Here is a 23,720-nt window from a genome sequence, read left to right as displayed (position 1 = left end):
CTTAAACCTTTTTAAATCTTAGCAATGTGGCTAAGTTTATCATTTGCTCTATTTTATTTTCTTGCAAGGCTTTGCCTAAAAATGCTATAATTTTTCCCAGTTTAGAGATCTCAGGGCTATGAATAGCCCGTGCTCCTTTGGGCGAGGATACTTTAAACTCTTTCATTCCCCCAATTCCTCGATTATAGAATCCAGACTTTTTCTTAGACTTGTTTGCCTTTTTACAATCTCTTTGATTTCTTGATTTAGTGCTTTGATGTCAATGATTTCCTCTGTATTTTCTTGCTCTACATAGCGATTGACTGAAAGATTATAATCATTTTGTTGTATTTGCTCCATACAAGCAAGACTTGAAAAATGCTTTTGCTCCTCTCTTGCTTTATAGATTCTTAAAATATTAGAGATATTTTGCTCTGTGAGTTTGTTTCTCTTACCATCTTTAACAAACTCTGCACTCCCATCGATAAAGAGCGTTTTTGCATCTTTTTTATTTTTCTTTAGCACTAAAATACAAGTTGCAATACTTGTCCCAAAGAAAAGATTAGCAGGAAGTGCGATAACACAATCTACAAAATTATTATTGACTAAATATTCTCTGATTTTTCTCTCTGCTCCTGTGCGATAAAGCACACCGGGAAACTCTACAATAGCAGCAGTGCCTTTGGCAGAAAGATAAGAAAGCATATGCATACTAAAGGCTAAATCCGCACTACTTTTAGGGGCGAGCACCCCAGCAGGGGCAAATCTAGGATCATTGATAAGCAAGGGATTTGCATCTCCTACCCATTTTGTAGAATAAGGAGGATTAGAGACTATAGCATCAAAAGGTTCATCATCTTGATGCTTTGGATCAAGAAGGGTATCGCCGTGTGCGATATTAAATTTATTATAATTAATATCGTGTAAAAACATATTAATACGACAAAGATTATAAGTGGTTAGGTTGATTTCTTGCCCATAAAAGCCATCTTTTACATTTTCTTTGCCTAGCACTTTGGCAAATTTAAGGAGTAAAGAACCGCTCCCACAGCAAGGATCATAAACCTTATTAAGTGATTTTTGATCACCAATTGCAATGCGTGCAAGAAGCTCGCTTACCTCTTGAGGGGTGAAAAACTCCCCTCCACTTTTACCCGCACTGCTTGCATACATACCCATAAGATACTCATAAGCATCGCCAAATATATCAATAGTGCTGTTTTGATACTCTCTTAGCTCCATTGCATTGATTGCATTAAGAAGCTTATTTAGCATTTCATTTCTTGTTTTGACACTATTTCCAAGCTTATTGCTATTAACATCTAAATCCGCAAATAAGCCCTTGACATTATCCTCTGAAGTTGTTCCAATGCTTGAGTGCTCAATATTTTTAAATATATTTTCAAGCGTTGTGTTTAGATTCTCATCATTTTGTGCATTTTTAACTACATTTACAAAAAGCCCGCTTGGAGAGATGAAAAAACCCTTTTCTTTGATAATAGTATCTCTTATATTGCTTGCCTGCTCATCAGAGAGTTTGGCATAATCAAAATCCTTGCTATTGTATTTGTGCTCATTGATATTAATATATCGGGTAAGATTTTCAGAGATATAGCGATAAAACATTATCCCTAGCACATATTGCTTAAAATCCCAGCCATCAACTGCCCCTCTTAGCTCATTTGCAACCTTCCATATCGTCTTATAAAGCTCGTTTTGCTCTATGTTTTTATCTTGCATTAATTACCCTTATTTATAAAATTAATTTTCCTTATATCAACAAACAATTAACTTTATCTTAGCTTCTATAATTTCTTCTACCTCATCTTTTGCAAAAGGCTCTAAGTCTTGTTTGCTTATGCTAATGCCATTCATACTCAAATGCCATAAAGCATTTTCCATAGCACTTTCTTTATCTCTTTTTACCACTCTAGTTTCACTAAAAATTTCACACTCATAAGGAATACTTTTAATATCTAAAAAATTTTGAAAGTCTTGTTTGTAAAAACCTTTAAATTCGGTATTAAAATGCTCAAATATAGGATCTAAAAAGCTACTTTTACGCTTACTTGCCCAGCCTAAATATACTTTTTTAGGAGCTAAATTTAAAAAATTTGCATAATCTTTTTCCTCTTGTAAAGCAGGAGACATACTTAAAAAGGCCAAATCAAATGAAAATTTATAATTTTCACAAAAATCTTTAAAGTCTATATTTAATGTTTTGATATTATTTATATTATGAGTTAATGCGTCTTGTTTTAAAATTTCTAGCATAGCTTTAGCATTATCAATAGCTAAAATTTCCTTTGCTTTTTTAGCTAAATGCAAGGTCCAAACTCCTGTCCCACAGCCAATATCTATAATATATTTATTATCAAAATGTATATTTAAAGCCTTTAATTTATCAAAAGTTAATTTTTGAATTTCATTTAATTTTTCATCATATCTTGTATAAGTTTTCGCCTTTTTATCCCATAAATTCATCGTCCGTCCTCACATTTTTCACATATGCCCTTTACTACAACACTCTTAATTACACCTTTAATTTTAGGCATTTTAATATCGCTAATAATATGACACACATCGCACACAAAATGGGCTTTTGCTTGATTGGCTAATTCATAAAAACTTTTACGATTGAGTTCGCTTTTAATCACAATACCACTCTTTTCAAAAAGCTCCATATTGCGATAAAAGCTTGTTTTATTAGCTTGAAGATCAAATTGATCATAGCTTAGAGGTATTTTAGTAAGAGCTAAAATTTGCAAAATTTCTAAGCGTAAAGTTGTTATGGGTATATTGTATTTTTTTAGTATTTTGACTGCTTCCATTGTTTGCACCTTAAAATAAAAAAGCATTGTAGCACAAAAAAATCCCATAATTGCAACTTTATACTTAAGTCGCAACTAAGTTGCATTATGTATAATTTTGATTTTTTAAGGAGAAGTGATGATTAAAATATTATTATTGTGTATTTGTAGTGTTTTTATTTTTGCTAAACCTATAGTAAGTGTTAGCATACCACCTCAAGCATTTTTCGTAGAAAAAATCGCAAAAGATAGCGTAGAGATAAATGTTCTTATACCGCAAAATTCAGATGAGCACAATGTAGAATTTAAACCTCAAATTTTAAAAAAATTAGAAGAAAGTAAAATTTATTTTTTAGCTGATTTAGAACTTGAAAAAATCTTAGAAGAAAAATTTAAAAATACTTTAAAAAATGTAAAAATTGTTAATATCAATCAAAATATCGAACTTTTTGAAGAACACGAGGAGGAAGATCATCATAAAGATCACGAGCACGAAAAAGATCCTCACGTATGGCTTGATCCTATTTTAGTAAAAATTCAAGCTAAAAATATCAGCAAAGCTTTAAGTGAAGTATTCCCACAAAATAAAACATTTTATGAAGAAAATTTAAAAATTTTTCTTAAAGAATTAGATGAATTAGATGAAAAAATCAAAGCAAAATTACAAAATATCAAAAAAAATGAATTTATTGTATATCATCCTAGTTGGGCTTATTTGGCAAAAAGATACAATCTCATACAAATCCCAGTGCAAATTAATGGTAAAGAACCAAAAGCAAAAGATTTGCAAAATTTAATCTCACTTGCAAAAGAAAAAGATATACGTATAATTTTTATACAACCAGGATTTTCAGAAAATGCGGTAAAAACTTTAGCTAAAGAATTAAATGCTAAGATAATTTCTATAAATCATCTTGCAAGAAACTGGGATGAGGAGTTATTAAAAAGTGTAAATGCTCTCAATCTGGCATTACAATGAGAATTTTATTTATTTTATTTTTTTTCACTTTTAAAGGTCTATATGCTTGTGCTTTATGTGCAGCCTATACACCTTCTGCAAATGTATATTTAGATTTTAACACTAGTAAAGAAAATCTTACTCAAATTGATATAAAATGGGAATTTTCAGAAGAATTTTTTAATGTTTTGATAGAAAATTATGATTTAAACTATAACAATCAGCTTGATGATGATGAAATTGTAAATATAAAATACACACTCTTAGACTACATAGAGCCTAAAAATTTTTTAACACAATTTCAATTTTACGATCTAGATGATACTATTTATATAAAAGAATTTAAAGATCCTATTTTATACACAAAAAATTCACAATTATTTTTTGAATACAAAGTTATATTAAATTTACCTATTAAAGATAAAACGACTTTTAGCATACAAATTCACGATGATGAAGGATTTTTTAATTTTAAATTTAAAAATGATGGCTTTATGACACTTGATTTTAATTATTATCTTGCTTTAAATCCTAACTTAAACCTTATGTTTTTACAAATTCATCAAGGAAAAATACCTGATTTAACACTTGCAGAAAAAAGCAAAAATACTCCTAAACAATCACAAAATTTACTCTTTAAATTAAATCAACTAAATAATGAACTTTTCGCTTATATAAAGAATTTATTACAAAAAGAATTTGATATAAAAACTTTTTTAATATTATTATCTATTTCTTTTGCTTATGGAGTCTTTCACGCTAGTGCTCCAGGCCACGCAAAAATGCTAACTAGTGCTTATTTTATGACGCACAAAAGCTCTCTTTTAAAAATTTTCTATTTTGTTTTAAGAATAGGTGTTATTCACATTATAAGTGCATTTTTACTCGTAAGCATAGGTGTAATTTTACTTGAAAATTTATTAAAAGATGTCAATAATCAAGCAAGTTATATACTAACTCAAATTGCTAGTTTGTGTATTATATTTATAGCTTTATTTATGCTAAGTAAAAAAATTCTACACAAGCACAAATCAAATTGCACCTGTTGCAACCATAGCAAACTCAATGAATGGGGCATTATACTAAGTGCGGCTTTAGTGCCTTGTCCAGGAGTTGTTTTATTGTTTGTTTTTGCTTATGAATTTGGCTTTTTTTATGCTATAAGTTCAGCTGTGTTTATAACATTAGGAATGTGTTTTATATTGTTTTTATTTGCAATCAGCACAAATAAATTTCACAAAAGCTTAAAACAAGAACGCTTAAGACTTACATTAGAATACTTAGGAATTATCGCTATGTTGTTTTTTGGTATGTTTTTATTTATTAATACAAAAGCAGGTGTATTTTAATGGAGTTGTTTAAGATTACAAACTTAAATTTTGCATACAATAATGAGTGCGTGTTAAAAGATATCAATCTACATTATGATAGTAATGATTTTTTATCTATAATAGGTCCAAATGGTGGTGGAAAATCTACATTAATCAAACTCATACTTGGACTTTTAAAAAGCAAAAATGAAATAAAATTTAATAACATAAAAGCAAATCAAATAGGCTATGTTCCGCAAAATACATTAGCAAATGTAAATTTTCCTGCAAGAGTATTAGAAGTAGTATTAATGGGTCAAGTAGATAAAAAAATTTTTGGCTTTTATACAAAAAAAGATAAACAAATAGCTCTTTTAGCGTTAAAACAAGTTAATATGCAAGATTTTTGGGATAGACAAATTAATACTTTAAGTGGCGGTCAAAGACAAAGGATTTTCATAGCAAGAGCCTTAGTTAGCTCCTGCAAGTTACTTATACTAGATGAGCCAACTGCAAATGTTGATACTAAAAATGCTTTGCAAATTTTTGATTTACTAAAAAAACTACACCAACAAAATATAGGAATTATCTGCATTAGCCACGATATTAATATCATCTTAGCATATAGCGATAAAATTGCATACTTAAATAAAGAAATGTTTATACATACTAATGTTAAAAATCAAGCTAAAATCGATCATATTAAGCATTTATATCAAAATCACAATCATATTTGTGATGTGGAAATGAGTTTAAATTCTTGTTTATGCAAGGGATACAATGCTTGAAATCTTAAATTTTAATTTTTTTCAAAACGCAATTTTAGCTTCAATTTTAATTAGCATAGCTTGTGGATGTGTAGGAAGCTTAGTGATGATAAATAGACTTATTTCTATGGCAGGTGGTATCACACACGGAGCTTTTGGTGGCATTGGAATGGCATTTTATTTTGCCTTGCCTATACTACTTAGCACAAGTTTATTTACACTTATTTTAGCTTTTATGGTGGCATATTTAAGCAAATATTATCCTCATAGAAGCGATAGTATTATTGCTGTTATATGGGCTCTTGGTATGGCTATTGGAATTATTTTAATTGATCTAAGTCCTGGTTATAATAATGATTTAATGGCATATTTATTTGGTAGTATTTTAGCTGTTTCTTATGATGATCTTTTGTTAATGTTAATTTGTGATCTTATCTTTATGATACTTATTATTTGTTTTTATAGACAATTTGAAATCATTAGTTTTGATAATGAATTTGCTCAAACTAGAGGCATTAATGCTAGTTTGTTTTATTATATTTTAATCTTTATGATAGCTTTGTGTATAGTTATGAGTATAAGACTTGTCGGCTTGATTTTAATTATCGCTTTGCTTAGCATACCTAGTTTTATAGCAGAAGGATTGAGTAAAAAACTCGGATTGATGATGTTTTATGCAAGTATTTTGAGTTTGATATTTTGTTTGGTGGGATTAATTTTTAGTTATATATTTAATCTATCTAGCGGTGCTTGCATTATATTTACTGCTTGTATAGGTTTTGTAATTTATCTTTGCTTTAATACCCTAAAAAATCACCTATACATTCTTAAATAAGTAGCAAATCTTGGTTTTTTATTGGCAGTAAAGCCAGTGTATTTATAAGTGATTATAGATCCAATGGCTGGGGGATTAATGCGGTCTTTATCTTTAAAGCCTGAACCTATTTTAAATTCTACTTTTTTACCATCAATATATCCTTCACACAATAAAGATCCCATTTTTCCTGCAAATTTGCCCTTGCCCTCATAGTGTTTTTTTACCATACATTCTGCGTCTTTAAAAGGCTTTAATTTATAAGCATTATCAGATCGCTTTCTTTCATATAACGCGTCATTTTTTCTTATAATCACCCCTTCTGCATTTTGTGCTATTAAATCTTGGTAAAATTGCATTAAATGCTCTTGATTTTTAATGCGAATTTGTGGAATTATCCTTATAAATTTACTAGGATTTTTAGATAAATAATCCCTTAAAATTTGCAATCTATTTTCTAAAGTGCATAAAGTGATTTTAAATTCTTCGCAAGCATTTGGCACATCAAAGACGTTATAAGTTACATTTTTCCAGTGTTGTAAATTAGTATCTTCTTGACGCACTAAAGATGATATTTGTTCAAAAGAATTTCTTTGTATCCATAACTCACCATCTAATTGAAAATTTGGAAAGTTCTTTGTGAAAAATTGAGGAAGTTTTATAGGATTTCTTGCTCTTGTTTGCATACTTTTACCATTCCAAATTCCCCTTACGCCATCAAGCTTTTCGCTCATTAAATAATGACTTAAATTTTTATCTTGAAAGATTTTTTCATCATAAGTTTTAAAAAGTAAGATATCTTTTGCAAAAAGAAAATTAAAAAAAGATATATAAAGAAAAACAAGGCTAAAAAGCCTTGCTATAAGATTAAAGTGCTTTTTTAGCAGCATCTGCAATTTTAGCAAAAGCAGCTGCGTCATTCATCGCTAAATCAGCTAAAATTTTTCTATCAAGCTCAATGCCTGCTTTTTTAAGACCATTTATAAATTTTGAATAACTAATACCATTTAATCTACAAGCTGCATTGATACGCACTATCCAAAGACGGCGGAAATCTCGTTTTTTACGACGTCTATCACGATACGCATAGACCAAACTTCTTTCTAATTGCTCTTTAGCTTTTCTAAAATGTTTGCGACGACCGCTATAAAAACCACGTGCAAGCTTTAGAATTTTCTTATGTCTGCGACGTCTTACAACGCCTGTTTTTACTCTTGCCATATTTATCCTTTCACAAATTGGCGTCCGTTGAACGAATCTTGCCCTTTTTAAAGGGGAGTTTGAATGACTTTTTTGTCAAAAACTAAATTTAAGCGAGCTTAAATTCCTAACATTTTTTCAACCGCTTTAACATTGGTTGAATGAACATACTTAGAAGTGCGAAGATCACGCATTCTTTTAGCAGGTTTTTTAGTCAAAATATGGCTTCTAAAAGCTGAGCCTCTTTTGATTTTATTTTTACCTACTTTGAAGCGTTTAACAGCACTTTTAACGCTTTTCATCTTTGGCATATGTATCCTTTGGATAATTTTTTTCATAAAAAGAAAGCTACCATTTTACTATGATTATGCTTTAGAAAAATTAAATTTATTCTTGATAAATTGCTTTATATTTAAGTAAAATATCAAAAAATAAATACTAACTCAAGGAAAATTATGAATAATATTTTAATACTTTATAATCCTTACTATCAAGATAATGTTATCAAAGAACATTTGCAAATTTTACTTAACAAAGGTCAAGTTGCCTTTGCTAAAATAAAATCAAAAATCAACGATCAAAATAATTCTTTTGAAAAAGACTTAGATGAAATTTATGCTAGCACTAGCAAAAATAATCCTTTGCAACTTTTTTTAAGTGATTATGCAAATTTGTTTGTAGCAAAAGTCATACAAGTGAGCAAAAATTTAGATGATGAGAGCTTATTGCCAAATTATTATAAAGAAAAAAAACTAAATATTGAAAACTATTTTATCATAGAGGATTTAAGAGAATTAGTTTGTGAAGATTTTACAACTATTAAAAATCATTACTTATCAAATTTTATTACGCCAAATTACAAAAATAATTCCTATGCTATCTACGGAAATTCATATATATACCCTTTAATTATCAAACAAAAAAATGAGATTGATTATTTTTTAGATGAAAGCAAACATTGCTTAGATATTTATAAAAGCCAAGAATACCTTAAAGTCCAAGATATTTTTAAAAAATATATATTTGGAAATAAACTTTTTAATATGTTGCACCCTGATAGCATTAGTAATCTTATATGTGCTGAAATAGAATTTGATGAAAATAAGCAAAATCCTTTGTATGATTTTACTTCTATCATAGTAAAATATTCTAAAACTTTAGAATATGAAATTTATGATTTTTGTAAAAAAATATTTTTACAACTTTATCAAAAAGATGAGAGTATAAAAAATATAAGCTACAGCGTGCAACAAAGATCTTATACCTTAGATGATTTTTTTAAGCACAAGCCAAATATAGGCACTATGAAATTTCTACTTATACATAGACAAATTCAAAATTTACTTGAAATCAAATGCAAAAATTTCATCATTTATAAACTTTCTAAACATATCAATACCTTACAAGACATAAGAAATGCAGCCGTGCATGAAAAAATTCCTTCAATAGAACAAACTAAAAAATTAAGAAATCTCATCTTAGGTATAGATACTTTTAGCGTATTAAAAGGAATTTTACTTCAAAAGCAAAGCCTAAATAACACACAAGTATTGTGATACACAATACTTTCTTACTTATCATTTATCTCATTTTAAAATTAAATTTCTAAATGACACAACCTGTCATAAATACAAAATATAATTTTATTAACAAAATTAAATATCTTGACAACGGGGGGGGGGGGATTTGTATAATTTTGTTTTACACTAAAATGGAGAAAAATATTATGACATCTTTAAATAACACTTCTTTAACAAATAATAATAATGGTATTGATACAACTTCTCACTACAATATTGAACACACAGTAAATGAGTATAAAAACAAATGGAATTTATACGAATCTTTTAGATGTATTTTAGTTGAGTATATTAATAAATTACTAGATCAAGTCATAAAAGAAAATAAGGTTAAGCTTGATAAAAATGCTATAGAAATAAAATCAAGAACAAAAACAATAGATAGCTTCAAAGGTAAAATTTCAAGAGATGATAAAAAATCAAAATACAAAAACCCTTTAGATGAAATTACTGATTTAGTTGGTGTAAAAATTTTACTCACTTCTTTAAAAGATGAAAATATCCTATATGAGCTTTTAAAAATAGAACTTAAGGATAATATTGATTGGGAAAATAGCATAGATAAAACACAAGATATCAAAAAAGAAAGAAAATTTGGCTATCTTGGAAGACATTTGGTTATAAGCTACGATGATAAAATGCTAAAGCTAATTGAAAATAGCGATAAATACGACAGCAAAGATTTCACAAATTTCAAAGCAGAAATTCAGATTAAAACTCTTTTGCAACACGTTTGGGCTGAAGTAGAACATAAGGCTAGATATAAAGCAGGCGAAGAACTTGATGATGACAAAAAAAGATATTTTGATCGTTTAGCTGCTTTGATAGAAGTTGCAGATGATTTATTTAAAGATTTAGTAGAAGAAACTGAAAAAATAAATAAAAAATCAAGAAAACGCATTGACAAAGAACAAGATGAAATAAATGAACAAGATGATATGCAAAAAGAACCAAAAATATTTATCAGTAGCAAAAATATAGCGTTTTATTTAGCAAATGAAAAAGTGAAAGAAAAATTTAAAAAATTAAATAAAGAAAATATTCTTTATGTTTTATATGATGAAGAACCTAGTTTAATTAGTATGAATTTCATAGAGCTTTTAAAGATTATAAATATCCAATATACAAAAGATTTAAACACATTATTTAATGATGAGAATAAAAAAATACTTTATGCATATGCACAAGAAATACTAAGCATAGATGGATCTCCAAGTAGATTGCCAAAATTATCTATTATGCAAATTTTAGCTTATGCAAAAGCAAACCAAGAACAAAAGGAGAAAATAAAAGAAAAGAAATTAATATTTGAAAGAACTTGTCGTATCATAGATAAATTAATAAAAGGAGAAAATAATGAGTGAATTTAATACTATAAGTATTAAAATTGAGGATAAACGTGGTATAGATATTGAATGCGAGCTTATTAACAAAATAGAAGTTGATTGTGTTTTGAGAGAAAAAAATAAAGAGTTAGAAAAAATTACAAACGAGCTTAAGCAAACTCAAGATAAATTAAATTCTGAAAAAGAACGAGCTAATGACTTTCAAGTTAAATTAAGTAGTGCATTAAATGAGTTAGAAAAAACTACAAACGAGCTTAATCAAACTAAAGATAAATTAGCTATTAAGTCAAATGAGTTAGAAAAAACCAAAAGCGAGTTTAAACGAACTCAAAATGAACTAGCTATTAAGTTAAATGAGTTAGAAAAAACTGCAAACGAGCTAGATAATATAAAAGAAAATACACATTTTTCTTTATATAAATACTATCAAACAAACCAAGAAAATTTAAAAGAATTTACCAACAATGATCTTAAAGATCAATGCAATTTTCTTGTTGAAGTATTTAATTTAAATGCTCTAAAAAATCTTTATCAGATAATTCAAACTAAAACACAAAGGGAAAGCAATGACTTAGAATATTATGTTGATTTTTTTGAAAAACTATATAAAACCTTGGAAAGATATCACAATAACCTAGAGCGTTATGAAACAAAAGAAGGTGAAAAATTTGACACACAAAAGCACGATAAAATCCGAGGTGTGAATCAAGGCAAAATTAAAAAGGTTCTTTTTACAGGCTTTAAAATATCAGATCAAAAATACAACTCACTTGTTGAAGTAGAATAAATAAATTTTTATAAAAGGAAAAATATGGAACAAACATTAAATATCAAAGAACTTGTTTTACACAAAGATGAAGGCTTATTTCAAGCTATAAAAGACTATATTGTAAATAGAAGTGAAGATAAAGTAATAGATATAAAAGAAATAGCAGAAATTCTTTTAAAATCTGATCATAATGCAGTAGGATTAGATGAATATGATGTGGGTTTATTAACAGATATTAATAGAGGCCACTGGGATATTTATAGAAGATCAGGAGGAACTAGCAAAACCGAAACAATCAAAATAAATACTGGTGAGTTAATCGCTAGATCGCCTGTATTAGATATTAAAAAAGGTGTAGTTGCTATTGACTTTGGAACCAAAAGCACGACAGCTGGATTTTTAGATGAAAGATCTTACAAACAACTCATACGTATAGGAAGTGGCAATAGAGCTATAGAAAATAAAAACGATTATGAAAATCCAACAATAATTGAGTTTGTAGATATTGATAATTTTATGCAAGCTTATAATGTCTGCAAATCACGCCCTTATACAAATTTTAATGATATTTCAGTTTCTCACGTTGCACTAAACAATTTAGGAAATGCAAAAGATGATGATTTTTATAGATTTTTCTCAAATTTAAAACAATGGGCTAGAAGCAGTGAAAATAAATTTCGTATAAAAGATAAAAAAGATGTTGTAAAAACATTAAAAGATTTTGCAAAGTGTGAAGAAAAAGACTTAAATCCTATTGAAATCTATGCTTATTATATAGGAAGATATATTAACAATATGTATAGTGGTATATATTTAGAATACTTACTTTCCTTTCCTGTTAAATACTCTTTACAAGTTAGAAATAAAATCAAAGAAAGTTTTGAAAGAGGAATTAAAAGTTCTATACCTTATGCTGTTCTTTGTAGTGAGGAATTTAATCAAAGATTTGAAGTAATCTTAAGTGCAAGCGAACCTGCTGCTTATGCTATAAGTGCGTTAAAAGAATATGGCTTTGTAAAAAAAGATATAGAAGAACCTGTGCATTATGGTGTATTTGATTTTGGTGGTGGAACTACTGATTTTGACTTTGGAATTTTAAAAAAAAGCAAAAATAAAAAATATCATTATGATATAGAACATTTTGGTGCTGATGGAGATCAATACTTAGGTGGTGAGAATTTACTTGAGTATTTAGCATATGAAATCGTAAAAACAAACAAAGAAGAGCTTATAAAAGAAAATATATCTTTTACTAAACCTGAAAATGCTCAAATTTTTGGAGGACACGAAAGTGTTATAAAAGATTCTCAAGAAGCTAGAAAAAATACCTCAATTCTTAAAGAAACACTTAGACCTTTATGGGAAGATGTAGAAAATTTTAAAAATATTGAAAACATTAACAAGTTATTAAATTTTGGACAAATAGAAAAAGGTGATTCTGATCTTTACAAAATAAAAATACGTTTAGCCAGAAACAATGATGGAAATGGCGACACAAAAGAAATAAGCTTAAACTTTGATCCACAAAAATTACTCTCCATTCTTGAATCAAAAATAAATGAAGGAGTTGATAAATTTTATCAAGCTTTCAAAAAAGCATCTCAAAAAATGGAAGGTTTAGAAACTTTAAACATTTTCTTAGGTGGAAATTCTTCTAAGTCAAAACTAGTAAAAAAAGCTTTTGAGGAAATGGAAAGCAAAGCAAAAGAAAATGGAGATGAAACAATATATAAAATTTTCCCTCCACTTGGAACTAAAGAAGCAGATGAAATAATAAAAGAAATAAAAGGCGATAAAGCTTTAATAGAAGAAGATCTATCTAAAAAAGTAACTTGCAAAACAGGGGTTGTTTTTGGTTTGCTCGATGGTAGAAAAAGAGGAAATTTCAACATTATTTCAGAAGTAGGTGTTGATGATGAAGCCAAGTTTAATTATTATATTGGTAAAGATGATGGTGAGGGAAATTTTGAAATTATTATGGATCCAGAAGAGGCAGAAGTAAATGGCGGAGAAGCAATAGAATTGTTTGATTTTGTTGATGAAAGTGTTGAAATTTATTACACTAAAGATTCAAGAGCTACAACAAACAAACTACCTCTTAACGAAACAAATAAAGAGGTATTACATCTTGATGATAAAGAATACTCAGATAATGCAGTAATATGTATAAAAATAACAGGCCCTGATACTATAAAACATTATATTTATGAAGGTGGCAAACAACTTAACGAATTTAACGAAACAAAATTAAAATAAAGGAGATAATATGTTTGGTCTAATTGGTAGTGTAATTGGTAGTGTAGTTAGTGGAATTAGTAGTGCAGTTAGCGCTATAGGTGGAGCTATTGCGGGAGGAATTGGAAAGCTAGCTGGAGCTATAGCTCCTTTTCTTGGAACTATATCATCTGTTTTAAATACAATAGGACAAGCTATAGGATTGTTTATTAATAAAGATGATAATGTCGAAAATCTTGGTGCAGCTATGAGACAAAGCGGTAAAAAACCTGAAGATTTTGATAGTATTAATACTTATATTGATTATCTTAAAAATGAGATTAAAACAGGAAATATTAATCTCAATGAAGAAAAAACAGAGATACAAAAAGCAGTTGATACAGCTATGGGTTCAAGTTTAACCATAAAAGCTTTAGATGAAAAATACTCTTTAAAAACAAGTGCTGAATTTTGGAAATTCACTGCAAAAAAAGTAGATGAAGGCAAGCTTGATGCAACAGATGTTGATTCTTTATTAAAAACTGCAAGTGAGAAAAAAATTGATATCAATGATGTAGCAAACTATGTAGATGATAAAAAGCTTGAAAGCGGAGCAAGCAAAAGTGAAATTTCTGCTACCATAAAAGAAGGTTTCAAAGAAGCTAATCCAAATTTAAGCGATGATGCTATTACAGAAAAATTTAATAAATTTGTAAAAAAAGATTAAAAGCAATAAAAACGTTTAAAACAAGAGAGATAAAATGGGGCTTTTTGATTCAAGTATGATTAAGAAGTTAGAAGAGTTAGGGAGAAGTAGTGTGGTTAGTGGAATTGGTAGAGCAATTAGTGGTGCAATTAGTAGTAGCGAGAGAATATTTTTTGCGACTCAGAAAAAAATTGCTGAAGAAGAATACACAAAAAGGAGTGCTAAAATACGCACTCCTTCAAAGTGGAAAACATACGATTTTCAAGAAGATTACACTCTAATTGATGACAAAGATTTTTTTGATTTTGATAAAGATATTGAAAAGATATTTAATCAACGAAAATTTAATAAAGATTTAAAAAAATACAAATTATTAAAGAATTTATTACTCAACTTAAAAAAACTAAAACAAACCAAGGAAGAAAATGATTAGAAATTTATTTTTAATAGATAATGAAAAAATAGCAGTATTTAAATATAGAAATGAAAAAATAGAAGCTATAAAAAGAGAGGGTGAAATTTTTTTTACCATAAATGAGGATTTTTGGATTTGGTGGGAAAAGATAGTTGAATATGTCAAAGATGATGAGCTTGATCTATGTTTTGTATGGAATAAAAAAAATGAGTTGATTTTTAATCATTCTTTTTTTGTTGAAAATTTAGAAGATACTATATGGAATATAAGCATAGTAAAAAAAATACTAGATAAACATATACCACATTCTAAACTTACCAACAAACAAGAAACACATACGCAAAACTCATTTTATACCAATATCACTTTACAAAATAAAATTTCAAAAGATATTTACATAGAAGAGGAGATGTTAAAACAAGAAACAAAATCACAAAAATATTTTAGAGAGCTAATGAAAAAAGAAGCACAAGAAAGGAACAAAAAATGAAAAAAAGAATCATAGAAACCATTAATGCAAACAATTTATATTTAAACCATAAAACAAACATTACCACACTTGAAACAGATAAATTAGATATAAGTGATGTTGCTTTATATAAAGTAGATAGCATAACCTTTAAAAAAGATGCACCAAAAAGACAAGCTTTAGAAAATGTCTTAAGCACTCTTAGAATAGAAGGTGTTAATTTTATATATTTAATTTTAGGCAATGATGAGGGTATTGAGTTTTACTATGGCATTAGTAGAGATTATTCTAAATCATCTCCAAGTTTAAATATACAAGAAATAGGAGAGTTTTTGCTATGTCCTAGTATAAAAGGAAATTTTAGAGGTAGTAAAGTAGAAGTTGTTACAAAAGAATCCAAAAAAAAACTTTTAGAAAAAATCACAAATAATCAATACCAAAGTATCATAGAAGGCGTTCCTGGTATTTTAGAAAACAAAGATGAATTTCAAGGAGTAGATAGACTTGCAGATACTATGGGGATAAATTCTGAATTTGGCTTTATGATTATAGCTTCTTTAGTAGATGATAAAACTATAGCAGATATTGAAAAAAATATATTTGATATTTATGATATACTAAGTCCTATAATAAAACAAAGCAAACAATATACACAAGGTAAAAATTCTAACACTAATGAAAGTAAAAGTATAGGAACTAACAAAAGTGAATCTATAAGCACTAATGAAAGTGAAAGTAGAAATGAAGCGACAAATTCTGGAGAAAGCAAGCAAAATGGAACTAGCGACAGCACAACCTATGGAACTTCTAGTGGTTCTAGCAATACTGAAGATCGTTACTCCACAAACAAAGGAAGCTCTGAATCCAAAAGCACATCTAAAAGTAGTAGCATAACAATCACTGGCGGAAAAAGCCAATCAATATCAAAAAGTTATGGAAATAGCCAAAGTAAAACCACAGGAACTAATGAAAGTAAAACCACAGGCACTACTGAAGGAACTACAGAATCCACAGCAACAACTACAGAAACAACCAATAAACAAATACAAGATTGGGTAAAATATATAGATGAAATTTTATTACCTAGAATAGACTATGGCAAAGGAAAAGGACTTTTTACAAGCTCTATGTTTTGCTTTGCAAATTCAAAGGCTGTTTTGCAAAAGCTTGAAAATACCATTGTATCGTTATTTAGCGGAGAAAGCGGAAACAAACTTCCACTTAGAGCATTTTTACTAGATAATGGCAAAAGACTTCACGCTTTTAGAAATTTACAATTACCAAAAATACAAATGAATAAAGATGATGAAAAAATTTCATCATTATTTTCTCAAAGCTCACATTCTCTTGGAAATTTAATAAGCTCTAAAGAATTAAGCTTGATTGCAGATTTACCAAAAAAAGAAGTAGTAGGCTTAGAGCTTAATGAAGAAGTTGAATTTGGCTTAAATTATAAAGAATTTTCTCAAGAAAATTCTTTAGTTCTTGGAAAATTAATACAAAGTGGCAATATAACAAACAAAGAATTAAGCATAAACAAATTTGACCTTGATAAACATATATTTATCACCGGTGTAACAGGAAGTGGAAAAACAACAACTTGCCAAAACATACTCATTAACTCAAACAAACCATTTTTAGTAATAGAACCTGCTAAAACAGAATATAGAATTTTAAAAAATATCTACGATGATTTACTTATCTTTACACTAGGAAATGACACATTATCGCCTTTTAGATTAAATCCGTTTGAATTTTTTCCTCACGAGAGTATCACTTCAAGAGTAGATATGATAAAAGCTAGTATAGAAGCTGCATTTGATATGGAAGCTGCTATACCACAAATCATAGAAAGTGCAATATATGAATGCTATAAAGACAAAGGCTGGAATATATCTACCAATAAAAATGAAATTTATGAAGATAATGCTTTTGATGAGGGGATTTATTCTTTTCCAACTTTGCAAGATTTAATCGAAAAAATAGAAGATGTAGTAAAAACACAAGGTTTTGATGAAAGATTAAAAAATGATTATATAGGTTCTATTAAAGCTAGATTAAACGGACTTTTAGTTGGCTCAAAAGGCTTTATGCTAAATACTAAAAGATCGATAGATTTTAAAAAGTTACTTGATAAAAAAGTAGTATTTGAACTTGAAGAGATTAGAAATGGTAATGAAAAGTCCTTAGTAATGGGATTTATACTTACTAATTTTATAGAAGCCATCAAAGCAAATTTCAAAACTAGTAAAAACAAGCACGATTTAAAACACATACTTTTAATAGAAGAAGCACACAGATTATTAAGCAAATATGAAGCAGGAGATAGTTTAAATAAAAAACAAGGTGTTGAAGTATTTACCGATATGCTTGCTGAGATTAGAAAGTATGGCGAATGTTTGATGATAGCTGATCAAATTCCAAATAAGCTAACACCAGAAGTATTAAAAAACACAAACACAAAAATTGTTCATAGAATTTTTGCTGCAGATGATAAAAAAGCTATCGCAAACACTATGGCTTTAGAAGACGAACAAGCAGAATTCTTAAGCAAATTAGATATAGGAACGGCTATAGTTTTTTCAGGTGGTTTTTCCAAAGCAGTAGCAGTAAAAATCAATCAAAGCTCAAATACAACTTTAAATGAATTAATAGATGAAAAAATAATACAACATAATATTTACAATTTCTATGCTAAAAACTATAAAGATGGTGTTATACTTGGTTCAGCGTGGCTAGAAAATGTAGATATTAAAACAATAGAAAATCTGCTAGAACTTCAAAGAAAAAATATAATGAAAGCTTTAAAAGATCACTATGAAAAAAAACAAAAAATCGCACCAAAGATTTTAAAAAATCTAAAACATATTGCACAAATGTTTGATCTTACCTTTTTAGCAAGATTTTTTATACTTGAAAATAATCTCAACGAAAGCAAGCTAGATACAGCTTATGACTTTTTAGATAAATATCTAAACGACTCTATCGAAAATAAAGATCTAGAGTATTTTAAAAATAATTTATTTTAATGCTTTAAAATGACACAACCTGTCATAAATGTAAAATACAATTCCTTTTGTAAATCAAAACAAAAGGAATTAATTATGGGAAAATTAAGTTTTATTTTAGGCGGGATAGCTTTGGCTGCAACTGGATATGGTATAAAAAAATGGTATGACAAAACTAAAGAAGAAAATGCATACTGGAGTGATGATCCAAAAGACATAGCCTGCGAAATGTTTAAACAAGCTGCTAATAAAGTTTATGATGCAGCTGATGCAGTAGAGGATAAATTTTATGATGTATCTGATGCAGTAGATAAAATTTTTAACAAATCTTAATCTTCTATGGATTCACTTAACAAAAAAAGAAATTAAATAAAACAAGGAAATTTAATGATACGCCCTATGCCATTTAAAAAAGTATGTAGAAAATGTGGATACTCCAAAATTATAGTTCCAAAATCTGATGTTATGCCTTTTAATGGTGAAATTTTTTCTTGTCCAAAATGTAAAGAACCCCTCCAAAGAAAAAATGCTAATGTCTTGGAAATGGCATTTAGCACTATACTAAGTGTCTTTAAAAGATAACACACCTTAAATGATAATACAAACTATCATAAATATCTTGACAATGGGGGGGGGTTTTATATAATTAAAAAAAGGGAAATTATGTTTTTATTAAACAAGGAGATAAAAAATGTTGTTTGAGGAAATAAAAAAAGAGAAACAAGAGGCATCAGATCTACTAGTAGAATTAGATCGATATCGATTTGATATAAAAAATGAGGAGTATGAAAGTTACTTAACTTTACATGTTCGATCTTTATGTGATCAATTTGATATAAAAAATGAGTATGAAAGTTACTTAACTATCTTAGGAACTATTAATAAAAATTTAACTATTTGTGTTATAGGTTTATATAATAGTGGTAAAAGTTCGCTACTTAATGCTTTAACGAATTCTTTTGATAAAAATAATTTTTCAGTGGCTGATGTAGTTGAAACAAAAGAAATTAAATCTTTAGAATATGAAGATGTAATTTTTATCGATACACCTGGGTTAAATGTTGATGAAAATGATGATGCGAATGCTTATAAGGGTTTTTTACAATCTGATATATATCTTTTTGTGCATAATGTTACAACAGGAGAATTACATAAACAAGAATTTGAGTATCTTAAAAAATTAGTTCAAAATAATGATGATAATTTTGTTAAAAATTTAGTCATTATTTTATCAAAATCTGATGGAATAGACAAAGAGAAAATCGAGCAAGTAAAAGAAAATATAAAAAAACAATTAATAAATTTTATCGATCAAAAATCAATTGATAAAATAAAAATAATTGCTGTTTCATCTGAAAGCTATATTAAGGGTCATAATGAAAATAAAAAACTACTTATAAAAAATAGCAATATAGAATTATTAAATCAAACTCTCAATGATTTAAAATCTAATTTAAAAACAGATGAAAATAGAAAAAATAAGCTATACAATCATGAAATTTTTACAAAAATAAATGATTTAATTTCTCTAAAAAACAAAGAATTAAAAGATAAGACTACAAAAAGAAAACAACTAAAAACAAAGATTGACGAAGAAATCAAAAAAGCTAATGAAGAATTAGCAAAAATTTTAAATTAAAGGAGATATTATGTTGCCGTTATTATGGATAGGAGGAGTTATAGCATCTGCTGTAGTTGGTAAAAAAATATATGATAGTCTTAATGATAATTATGATGATGATAATTATAATGATGAATCAGAAAAATCCAATGAAGAGAAAAGTTATGATATTTTACTTGATGAATATACAAAAAAATTTAGATCTAAAAATATAGAAATCAGAACTATTAGTTATTCTCAAGCTAAGGATTTACTTCTTCAATGTTTTTGGTTTTTACACATTACACCTAAACCTAAGCATTTCCCTCTTCAACCTATTGAGTTTTTAAAAAGTCAAGAGCTCGATAATCTTGATAAGCAAATACACTCGCTAGAAAACGAAATTAAGGAAATAGAAAAATTTCAAAATGATCTAAGAACGATGTCTAAGGAAATATAATGAAAGAACAACTCAATCAATTCTATCACAACTTAGAAAAATTAAGTATCATAGGAACTAATTTACTTAAAAAAAGAGAACAAGTAGAAGATTGTATCAAAAAATTTAAAGAAAATTGTATCAAAATCAATATAGCTCAACTTGAAGCTAAAAATCAAGATATTGGTGAATTTTTAAAACAAAAATTAGATTCGATACACTTAGCAATATCTAATTGGGAAAATGAAATTTTAAAACTTTCTAATGAAGATAAATTTAGAGATGAATTAGAAAATAATTTCATCGTTATCATTTATGGAAAAGTTAAAGCTGGTAAAAGCACTTTAGGGAATTTTGTGGCTAGTAATTGCTTAGAAAGTCAAAAACCTTATTTTAAAGTTTATGAGAAAGCAGGAAAAGAAAGAGAAAGTAATAAACTAGAAGAAATTCAAGAATTTAAAACAGATATTACAGAATGCACTAGCTCTATACAATTGTTTAAACTAGGTGGAAAAAATGAAAGTGGTGGCATAGCATGGGTAGATACTCCAGGATTATTATCTACAACAGAGGAAAATGGAAATTTGGCTAAACAATACATCGAAGCAGCTGATTATATCATCTTTCCAACTAGCTCTGATGCACCTTTGCAAAATGATGAAATAGAACAAATCAAAGAATTAGTAAATTCTGGCAAAGGCTCTGCCTTGAGATTAATCATCACAAAATCAGATAAAACGACCGAAGATGAAGTAGATGGAAATATAGTTGCTGTATTAGAAAATAAAAATGAAGAAGATAGAAAAAAACAAGAAGAGTATGTTTTAAATACAACAAAAGAAAAAATTCCAAATTTAGAACAAAATGAAAAAATTATGTCAATTTCAGTTTTTACAGCACAAGAAGGAATTAAAATAAACAATATAGAATTATTTAAAAATAGCAATATAGAAGAATTTTACAATTCTATGTCTTTAGTGCTAACAAAAAAAGCCCAAAAACTCAAAGAAGAAGTGCCACAAAAAAGATTAAATTCTTTAATTAATTTTATTTTAGAAAAATCAAACGCCAAAGATGACTATCAAGCTTTAGAAAGGCTAATCGAAGAAAAAAATAGAGAAGGACAAACCATACAATCTCATTTAAATAATGAAATTTCTTTATTATTAAATGAAAAGCTACTCACTATGGAGAGTGAAATCAACGAAAATAACGCAGAAGAAAAATTCAAAGAAATAGCAGAAATTATATCAAAAGAAGTAAATGATAAAATATGCTCTGAAATCAACAAGCTTGTAAAAGATTTTGTTATGCGATTTGATATCATAGCTCCTACTTTGGATTCAAAAATAAAAACAAAATACAGAACATACAAACATACCATACCAAGAAATTTTTTAGAAAAGACTATAAATTTCATTTCTTTTGGCTTTTTTTGCGAGAAAGAAACAACAAGTGAAAAAATCAAAGCGGGTGATAATAAAATTGAATTGATACAAAAAAATATCAAATTGCTACAAAAACACTATGAGGAAGTAATAAATGAGAGCATTAAAACATTCTATAATGATGTTTTAAATCCTTGTGAAAAAATAGTAGATGGATTAAAAATAAACATTGTAAGCCTAGAAAACGACTTATTAAAACTCAAAGGGGAATAAATGAAAAATACAATAGAACAATACGAAAGCAAAATTGCTATTTTGCAAAATGTAGAATTAGAGCTAACTAATCATCAAATTTGCGATCAAGAAAAAATAACTTATCTTAAAAATATCTTACAAGATAAAATAGAAAATTTTAAACCAAAAATGATGGTTTATGGAGTGTATAACTCTGGAAAAAGCACCTTGATAAATGCCTTAATAGGTAAAGAAGTGTCAAAAACTGGTGATGCTCCAGAAACAAAACAAGTGCAATCTTACAAATACAATGATTTTGAAATTTTTGATACTCCAGGTGTAAATGCACCCGAAGAAGATCAAAAAATAGCTGATGATTATTACAAGCAGTGCGAATTGATTTTGTTTGTGATGAGCAATGAAAATATAGAACAAACATTTTTGTATGAAAAAATAAAAAAAATTATAGATGATAATAAATCAGCTATTATTATCTTAAATAAAAAACAAAATGTAAGTAATGAAGATGATATTAAGCAACGCGAAGCAATTTACTTAAATCTTGAAAAATTTGGCTTTAGCAAAGAAGATGCCAAAGAAAAAATATCAGTTTATTCAGTCAATGCATTAAGTGCTTTTAAGGGCAAATCTGAAAATAAAAAACTTTTATATGAAAACAGCGGATTTTATGAGCTTGAAAATAAAATCAAAGATTTATTCTATAGCAGTGGCGAAAAAGAAATAATACAATTGTGCAATAAAAATATTAATGAATTTGTATATGATATTAATACCTCTATAGATAAAAAGTTAGATGATAAATCTATAGAAATTATAGAAAATTTTATCAGCAATACTCAACGTGAAAAAGAAGCAGTAAAGAATGAATTACTAGGTATTGTCAATGAAAAATGTTCTAAATTAGAATGTGAGTTATATGATAAAAGCGAATATAGCACTGCTTTGCTTGAAGATATAATAAAACAAAATGTAGATGAAATAAAACAAGAGTTAGAAAATACTGCGAAAGAAAAGATTGAAAATCTCAAAAAAAATATTGAAAATATCAACTACACTTTTGATAAATTAAACAAATGCGGTGATGTTAAAATTAATACTTATAATGAAGATACTGATATAACAGATTTCTCAAAAAATGATGCGAAAAAATGGTTGGACGGATTAGAAGCTGCACTTTTAGCAATTCCACATCCTTATGCACAAATAGCTCTGAGGTTTATTAAACCTTTAAATGTTATACTATCCTTCTTTTTAGACGATGAAACAGAAGATCAAAATAAAAAAAATAAAGCAAAACAAATGCATATCATAAATGAAATAAAAAATATCATTCTTAGTATTAAAAACAACTTTACAAAAGCAATAGCTGAACAAGTTAATGATATTTATAAACCAATCATTGATACAAAAATATCTGAAAAACTTAATGCAAAAGAACTAAATGCTAAATTGCTAGATATAAAAAATCGCATTGGAGAATTAAACCAAGAGTTACCGACTGCATAATTTATAAAAAAATGACACAACCTGTCATAAGGTCAAAATACAATTCCTTTTGTAAATCAAAACAAAAGGAATTAATTATGAGAAAATTAAGTTTTATTTTAAGTGGGATAACTTTAGCTGCAACTAGAAATAGCATTTAGCACTATACTAAGTGTCTTTAAAAGATAACACACCTTAAATGATAATA

25 protein-coding genes are annotated in these 23,720 nt (G+C 27.7%); 18 read left to right on the top strand and 7 right to left on the bottom strand.

What is annotated here, in order from left to right; translation table 11 throughout:
- Nucleotide 1: 1 nt before the first annotated feature.
- The 4 genes from QZ429_RS00125 to QZ429_RS00110 are packed head-to-tail and all read right to left on the bottom strand — an operon-like array spanning nt 2 to nt 2,810.
- A complete protein-coding gene (locus tag QZ429_RS00125) occupies nt 2-166 on the bottom strand; it encodes a hypothetical protein (RefSeq protein WP_291946943.1) in 165 nt (54 codons plus the stop codon).
- Nucleotides 163-1,719, bottom strand: a complete 1,557-nt coding sequence (locus tag QZ429_RS00120) for a type I restriction-modification system subunit M (RefSeq protein ID WP_291946940.1) — start codon at nt 1,717-1,719, stop codon at nt 163-165. The genes QZ429_RS00125 and QZ429_RS00120 overlap by 4 nt, the downstream gene beginning before the upstream one ends.
- 36 nt (nt 1,720-1,755) lie before the next feature.
- Nucleotides 1,756-2,463 carry a class I SAM-dependent methyltransferase gene (locus QZ429_RS00115; RefSeq protein ID WP_291946937.1) on the bottom strand — a complete coding sequence of 236 codons (708 nt, stop codon included), beginning with the start codon at nt 2,461-2,463 and terminating at the stop codon, nt 1,756-1,758.
- Nucleotides 2,460-2,810 (bottom strand): transcriptional repressor, encoded by a 351-nt coding sequence (locus QZ429_RS00110; protein ID WP_291946934.1) that lies wholly within the window; start codon nt 2,808-2,810, stop codon nt 2,460-2,462. The genes QZ429_RS00115 and QZ429_RS00110 overlap by 4 nt, the downstream gene beginning before the upstream one ends.
- 118 nt (nt 2,811-2,928) lie before the next feature.
- Here QZ429_RS00110 and QZ429_RS00105 point away from each other — a divergent pair, with 118 nt between their 5' ends.
- The 4 genes from QZ429_RS00105 to QZ429_RS00090 are packed head-to-tail and all read left to right on the top strand — an operon-like array spanning nt 2,929 to nt 6,659.
- Nucleotides 2,929-3,768, top strand: coding sequence for a zinc ABC transporter substrate-binding protein (locus QZ429_RS00105; protein ID WP_291946931.1), 840 nt, complete (start codon nt 2,929-2,931; stop codon nt 3,766-3,768).
- Nucleotides 3,765-5,096 (top strand): nickel/cobalt transporter, encoded by a 1,332-nt coding sequence (locus QZ429_RS00100; protein WP_291946928.1) that lies wholly within the window; start codon nt 3,765-3,767, stop codon nt 5,094-5,096. Before QZ429_RS00105 ends, QZ429_RS00100 begins: the two co-directional genes overlap by 4 nt.
- Nucleotides 5,096-5,845, top strand: a complete 750-nt coding sequence (locus QZ429_RS00095; protein ID WP_291946924.1) for a metal ABC transporter ATP-binding protein — start codon at nt 5,096-5,098, stop codon at nt 5,843-5,845. The genes QZ429_RS00100 and QZ429_RS00095 overlap by 1 nt, the downstream gene beginning before the upstream one ends.
- Nucleotides 5,838-6,659 carry a metal ABC transporter permease gene (locus QZ429_RS00090; protein ID WP_291946921.1) on the top strand — a complete coding sequence of 274 codons (822 nt, stop codon included), beginning with the start codon at nt 5,838-5,840 and terminating at the stop codon, nt 6,657-6,659. Before QZ429_RS00095 ends, QZ429_RS00090 begins: the two co-directional genes overlap by 8 nt.
- Here the strand turns inward: QZ429_RS00090 and QZ429_RS00085 are convergent.
- From QZ429_RS00085 to rpmI, 3 genes are all read right to left on the bottom strand, one after another.
- Nucleotides 6,638-7,528 carry a DNA ligase gene (locus QZ429_RS00085; RefSeq protein WP_291946918.1) on the bottom strand — a complete coding sequence of 297 codons (891 nt, stop codon included), beginning with the start codon at nt 7,526-7,528 and terminating at the stop codon, nt 6,638-6,640. The genes QZ429_RS00090 and QZ429_RS00085 overlap by 22 nt on opposite strands.
- Nucleotides 7,506-7,859: a 50S ribosomal protein L20 gene (gene rplT / locus QZ429_RS00080; RefSeq protein ID WP_291946915.1), complete on the bottom strand. Its 354-nt coding sequence runs from the start codon at nt 7,857-7,859 to the stop codon at nt 7,506-7,508. The genes QZ429_RS00085 and rplT overlap by 23 nt, the downstream gene beginning before the upstream one ends.
- Nucleotides 7,860-7,957: 98 nt before the next feature.
- Nucleotides 7,958-8,149 carry a 50S ribosomal protein L35 gene (gene rpmI, locus QZ429_RS00075; protein WP_012660788.1) on the bottom strand — a complete coding sequence of 64 codons (192 nt, stop codon included), beginning with the start codon at nt 8,147-8,149 and terminating at the stop codon, nt 7,958-7,960.
- Nucleotides 8,150-8,293: 144 nt separating this feature from the next.
- Between rpmI and QZ429_RS00070 the strand changes: the two genes are divergently transcribed.
- The 14 genes from QZ429_RS00070 (at nt 8,294) to QZ429_RS00005 (ending at nt 23,533) form a co-directional block, all read left to right on the top strand.
- Nucleotides 8,294-9,394, top strand: coding sequence for an HP0729 family protein (locus QZ429_RS00070; RefSeq protein WP_291946881.1), 1,101 nt, complete (start codon nt 8,294-8,296; stop codon nt 9,392-9,394).
- A 53-nt stretch (nt 9,395-9,447) separates the two neighbouring features.
- Entirely contained in the window at nt 9,448-10,782 is a 1,335-nt protein-coding gene (locus QZ429_RS00065; RefSeq protein ID WP_291946879.1) for a hypothetical protein, read from the top strand.
- Complete coding sequence (locus QZ429_RS00060; protein ID WP_291946877.1) at nt 10,775-11,551, top strand: hypothetical protein; 777 nt, start codon at nt 10,775-10,777, stop codon at nt 11,549-11,551. The genes QZ429_RS00065 and QZ429_RS00060 overlap by 8 nt, the downstream gene beginning before the upstream one ends.
- A gap of 24 nt (nt 11,552-11,575) precedes the next feature.
- Entirely contained in the window at nt 11,576-13,789 is a 2,214-nt protein-coding gene (locus QZ429_RS00055) for a hypothetical protein (protein ID WP_291946876.1), read from the top strand.
- 10 nt (nt 13,790-13,799) lie between these two features.
- Complete coding sequence (locus QZ429_RS00050; protein ID WP_291946875.1) at nt 13,800-14,474, top strand: hypothetical protein; 675 nt, start codon at nt 13,800-13,802, stop codon at nt 14,472-14,474.
- Nucleotides 14,475-14,508: 34 nt separating this feature from the next.
- A complete protein-coding gene (locus tag QZ429_RS00045; RefSeq protein WP_291946874.1) occupies nt 14,509-14,886 on the top strand; it encodes a hypothetical protein in 378 nt (125 codons plus the stop codon).
- A complete protein-coding gene (locus tag QZ429_RS00040; protein ID WP_291946873.1) occupies nt 14,879-15,358 on the top strand; it encodes a hypothetical protein in 480 nt (159 codons plus the stop codon). The genes QZ429_RS00045 and QZ429_RS00040 overlap by 8 nt, the downstream gene beginning before the upstream one ends.
- Entirely contained in the window at nt 15,355-18,366 is a 3,012-nt protein-coding gene (locus QZ429_RS00035; RefSeq protein ID WP_291946871.1) for an ATP-binding protein, read from the top strand. The genes QZ429_RS00040 and QZ429_RS00035 overlap by 4 nt, the downstream gene beginning before the upstream one ends.
- Nucleotides 18,367-18,441: 75 nt before the next feature.
- Entirely contained in the window at nt 18,442-18,678 is a 237-nt protein-coding gene (locus QZ429_RS00030) for a hypothetical protein (RefSeq protein ID WP_291946869.1), read from the top strand.
- Nucleotides 18,679-18,732: 54 nt separating this feature from the next.
- Nucleotides 18,733-18,927 (top strand): hypothetical protein, encoded by a 195-nt coding sequence (locus QZ429_RS00025; RefSeq protein WP_291946867.1) that lies wholly within the window; start codon nt 18,733-18,735, stop codon nt 18,925-18,927.
- 109 nt (nt 18,928-19,036) lie between these two features.
- Nucleotides 19,037-19,984 (top strand): GTPase, encoded by a 948-nt coding sequence (locus QZ429_RS00020; protein WP_291946865.1) that lies wholly within the window; start codon nt 19,037-19,039, stop codon nt 19,982-19,984.
- A gap of 10 nt (nt 19,985-19,994) precedes the next feature.
- A complete protein-coding gene (locus QZ429_RS00015) occupies nt 19,995-20,405 on the top strand; it encodes a hypothetical protein (protein ID WP_291946863.1) in 411 nt (136 codons plus the stop codon).
- Nucleotides 20,405-22,045: a dynamin family protein gene (locus QZ429_RS00010; protein ID WP_291946861.1), complete on the top strand. Its 1,641-nt coding sequence runs from the start codon at nt 20,405-20,407 to the stop codon at nt 22,043-22,045. The genes QZ429_RS00015 and QZ429_RS00010 overlap by 1 nt, the downstream gene beginning before the upstream one ends.
- The gene (locus QZ429_RS00005) at nt 22,046-23,533 is read left to right on the top strand and encodes a GTPase (protein ID WP_291946859.1); all 1,488 of its coding nucleotides are present in this window, start codon (nt 22,046-22,048) and stop codon (nt 23,531-23,533) included.
- Nucleotides 23,534-23,720: the final 187 nt, after the last annotated feature.

Origin of the sequence: Campylobacter sp., from assembly GCF_020024835.1 — a bacterium.
Lineage (GTDB): Bacteria > Campylobacterota > Campylobacteria > Campylobacterales > Campylobacteraceae > Campylobacter_D.
This window is presented reverse-complemented; position numbering and strand designations above follow the sequence as displayed.

Excerpts from the sequence above, each read along its gene's own strand:
- QZ429_RS00055 (WP_291946876.1), top strand. The coding sequence starts at position 11,576 with ATGGAACAAACATTAAATATCAAAGAACTTGTTTTACACAAAGATGAA.
- QZ429_RS00070 (WP_291946881.1), top strand. The coding sequence starts at position 8,294 with ATGAATAATATTTTAATACTTTATAATCCTTACTATCAAGATAATGTT.
- QZ429_RS00040 (WP_291946873.1), top strand. The coding sequence starts at position 14,879 with ATGATTAGAAATTTATTTTTAATAGATAATGAAAAAATAGCAGTATTT.
- QZ429_RS00105 (WP_291946931.1), top strand. The coding sequence starts at position 2,929 with ATGATTAAAATATTATTATTGTGTATTTGTAGTGTTTTTATTTTTGCT.
- QZ429_RS00050 (WP_291946875.1), top strand. The coding sequence starts at position 13,800 with ATGTTTGGTCTAATTGGTAGTGTAATTGGTAGTGTAGTTAGTGGAATT.
- QZ429_RS00065 (WP_291946879.1), top strand. The coding sequence starts at position 9,448 with ATGACACAACCTGTCATAAATACAAAATATAATTTTATTAACAAAATT.
- QZ429_RS00060 (WP_291946877.1), top strand. The coding sequence starts at position 10,775 with ATGAGTGAATTTAATACTATAAGTATTAAAATTGAGGATAAACGTGGT.
- QZ429_RS00020 (WP_291946865.1), top strand. The coding sequence starts at position 19,037 with ATGTTGTTTGAGGAAATAAAAAAAGAGAAACAAGAGGCATCAGATCTA.
- QZ429_RS00100 (WP_291946928.1), top strand. The coding sequence starts at position 3,765 with ATGAGAATTTTATTTATTTTATTTTTTTTCACTTTTAAAGGTCTATAT.
- QZ429_RS00015 (WP_291946863.1), top strand. The coding sequence starts at position 19,995 with ATGTTGCCGTTATTATGGATAGGAGGAGTTATAGCATCTGCTGTAGTT.
- rplT (WP_291946915.1), bottom strand. The coding sequence starts at position 7,859 with ATGGCAAGAGTAAAAACAGGCGTTGTAAGACGTCGCAGACATAAGAAA.
- QZ429_RS00120 (WP_291946940.1), bottom strand. The coding sequence starts at position 1,719 with ATGCAAGATAAAAACATAGAGCAAAACGAGCTTTATAAGACGATATGG.
- QZ429_RS00095 (WP_291946924.1), top strand. The coding sequence starts at position 5,096 with ATGGAGTTGTTTAAGATTACAAACTTAAATTTTGCATACAATAATGAG.
- QZ429_RS00045 (WP_291946874.1), top strand. The coding sequence starts at position 14,509 with ATGGGGCTTTTTGATTCAAGTATGATTAAGAAGTTAGAAGAGTTAGGG.
- QZ429_RS00030 (WP_291946869.1), top strand. The coding sequence starts at position 18,442 with ATGGGAAAATTAAGTTTTATTTTAGGCGGGATAGCTTTGGCTGCAACT.
- QZ429_RS00010 (WP_291946861.1), top strand. The coding sequence starts at position 20,405 with ATGAAAGAACAACTCAATCAATTCTATCACAACTTAGAAAAATTAAGT.
- rpmI (WP_012660788.1), bottom strand. The coding sequence starts at position 8,149 with ATGCCAAAGATGAAAAGCGTTAAAAGTGCTGTTAAACGCTTCAAAGTA.
- QZ429_RS00085 (WP_291946918.1), bottom strand. The coding sequence starts at position 7,528 with ATGCTGCTAAAAAAGCACTTTAATCTTATAGCAAGGCTTTTTAGCCTT.
- QZ429_RS00005 (WP_291946859.1), top strand. The coding sequence starts at position 22,046 with ATGAAAAATACAATAGAACAATACGAAAGCAAAATTGCTATTTTGCAA.
- QZ429_RS00025 (WP_291946867.1), top strand. The coding sequence starts at position 18,733 with ATGATACGCCCTATGCCATTTAAAAAAGTATGTAGAAAATGTGGATAC.
- QZ429_RS00115 (WP_291946937.1), bottom strand. The coding sequence starts at position 2,463 with ATGAATTTATGGGATAAAAAGGCGAAAACTTATACAAGATATGATGAA.
- QZ429_RS00110 (WP_291946934.1), bottom strand. The coding sequence starts at position 2,810 with ATGGAAGCAGTCAAAATACTAAAAAAATACAATATACCCATAACAACT.
- QZ429_RS00035 (WP_291946871.1), top strand. The coding sequence starts at position 15,355 with ATGAAAAAAAGAATCATAGAAACCATTAATGCAAACAATTTATATTTA.
- QZ429_RS00125 (WP_291946943.1), bottom strand. The coding sequence starts at position 166 with ATGAAAGAGTTTAAAGTATCCTCGCCCAAAGGAGCACGGGCTATTCAT.
- QZ429_RS00090 (WP_291946921.1), top strand. The coding sequence starts at position 5,838 with ATGCTTGAAATCTTAAATTTTAATTTTTTTCAAAACGCAATTTTAGCT.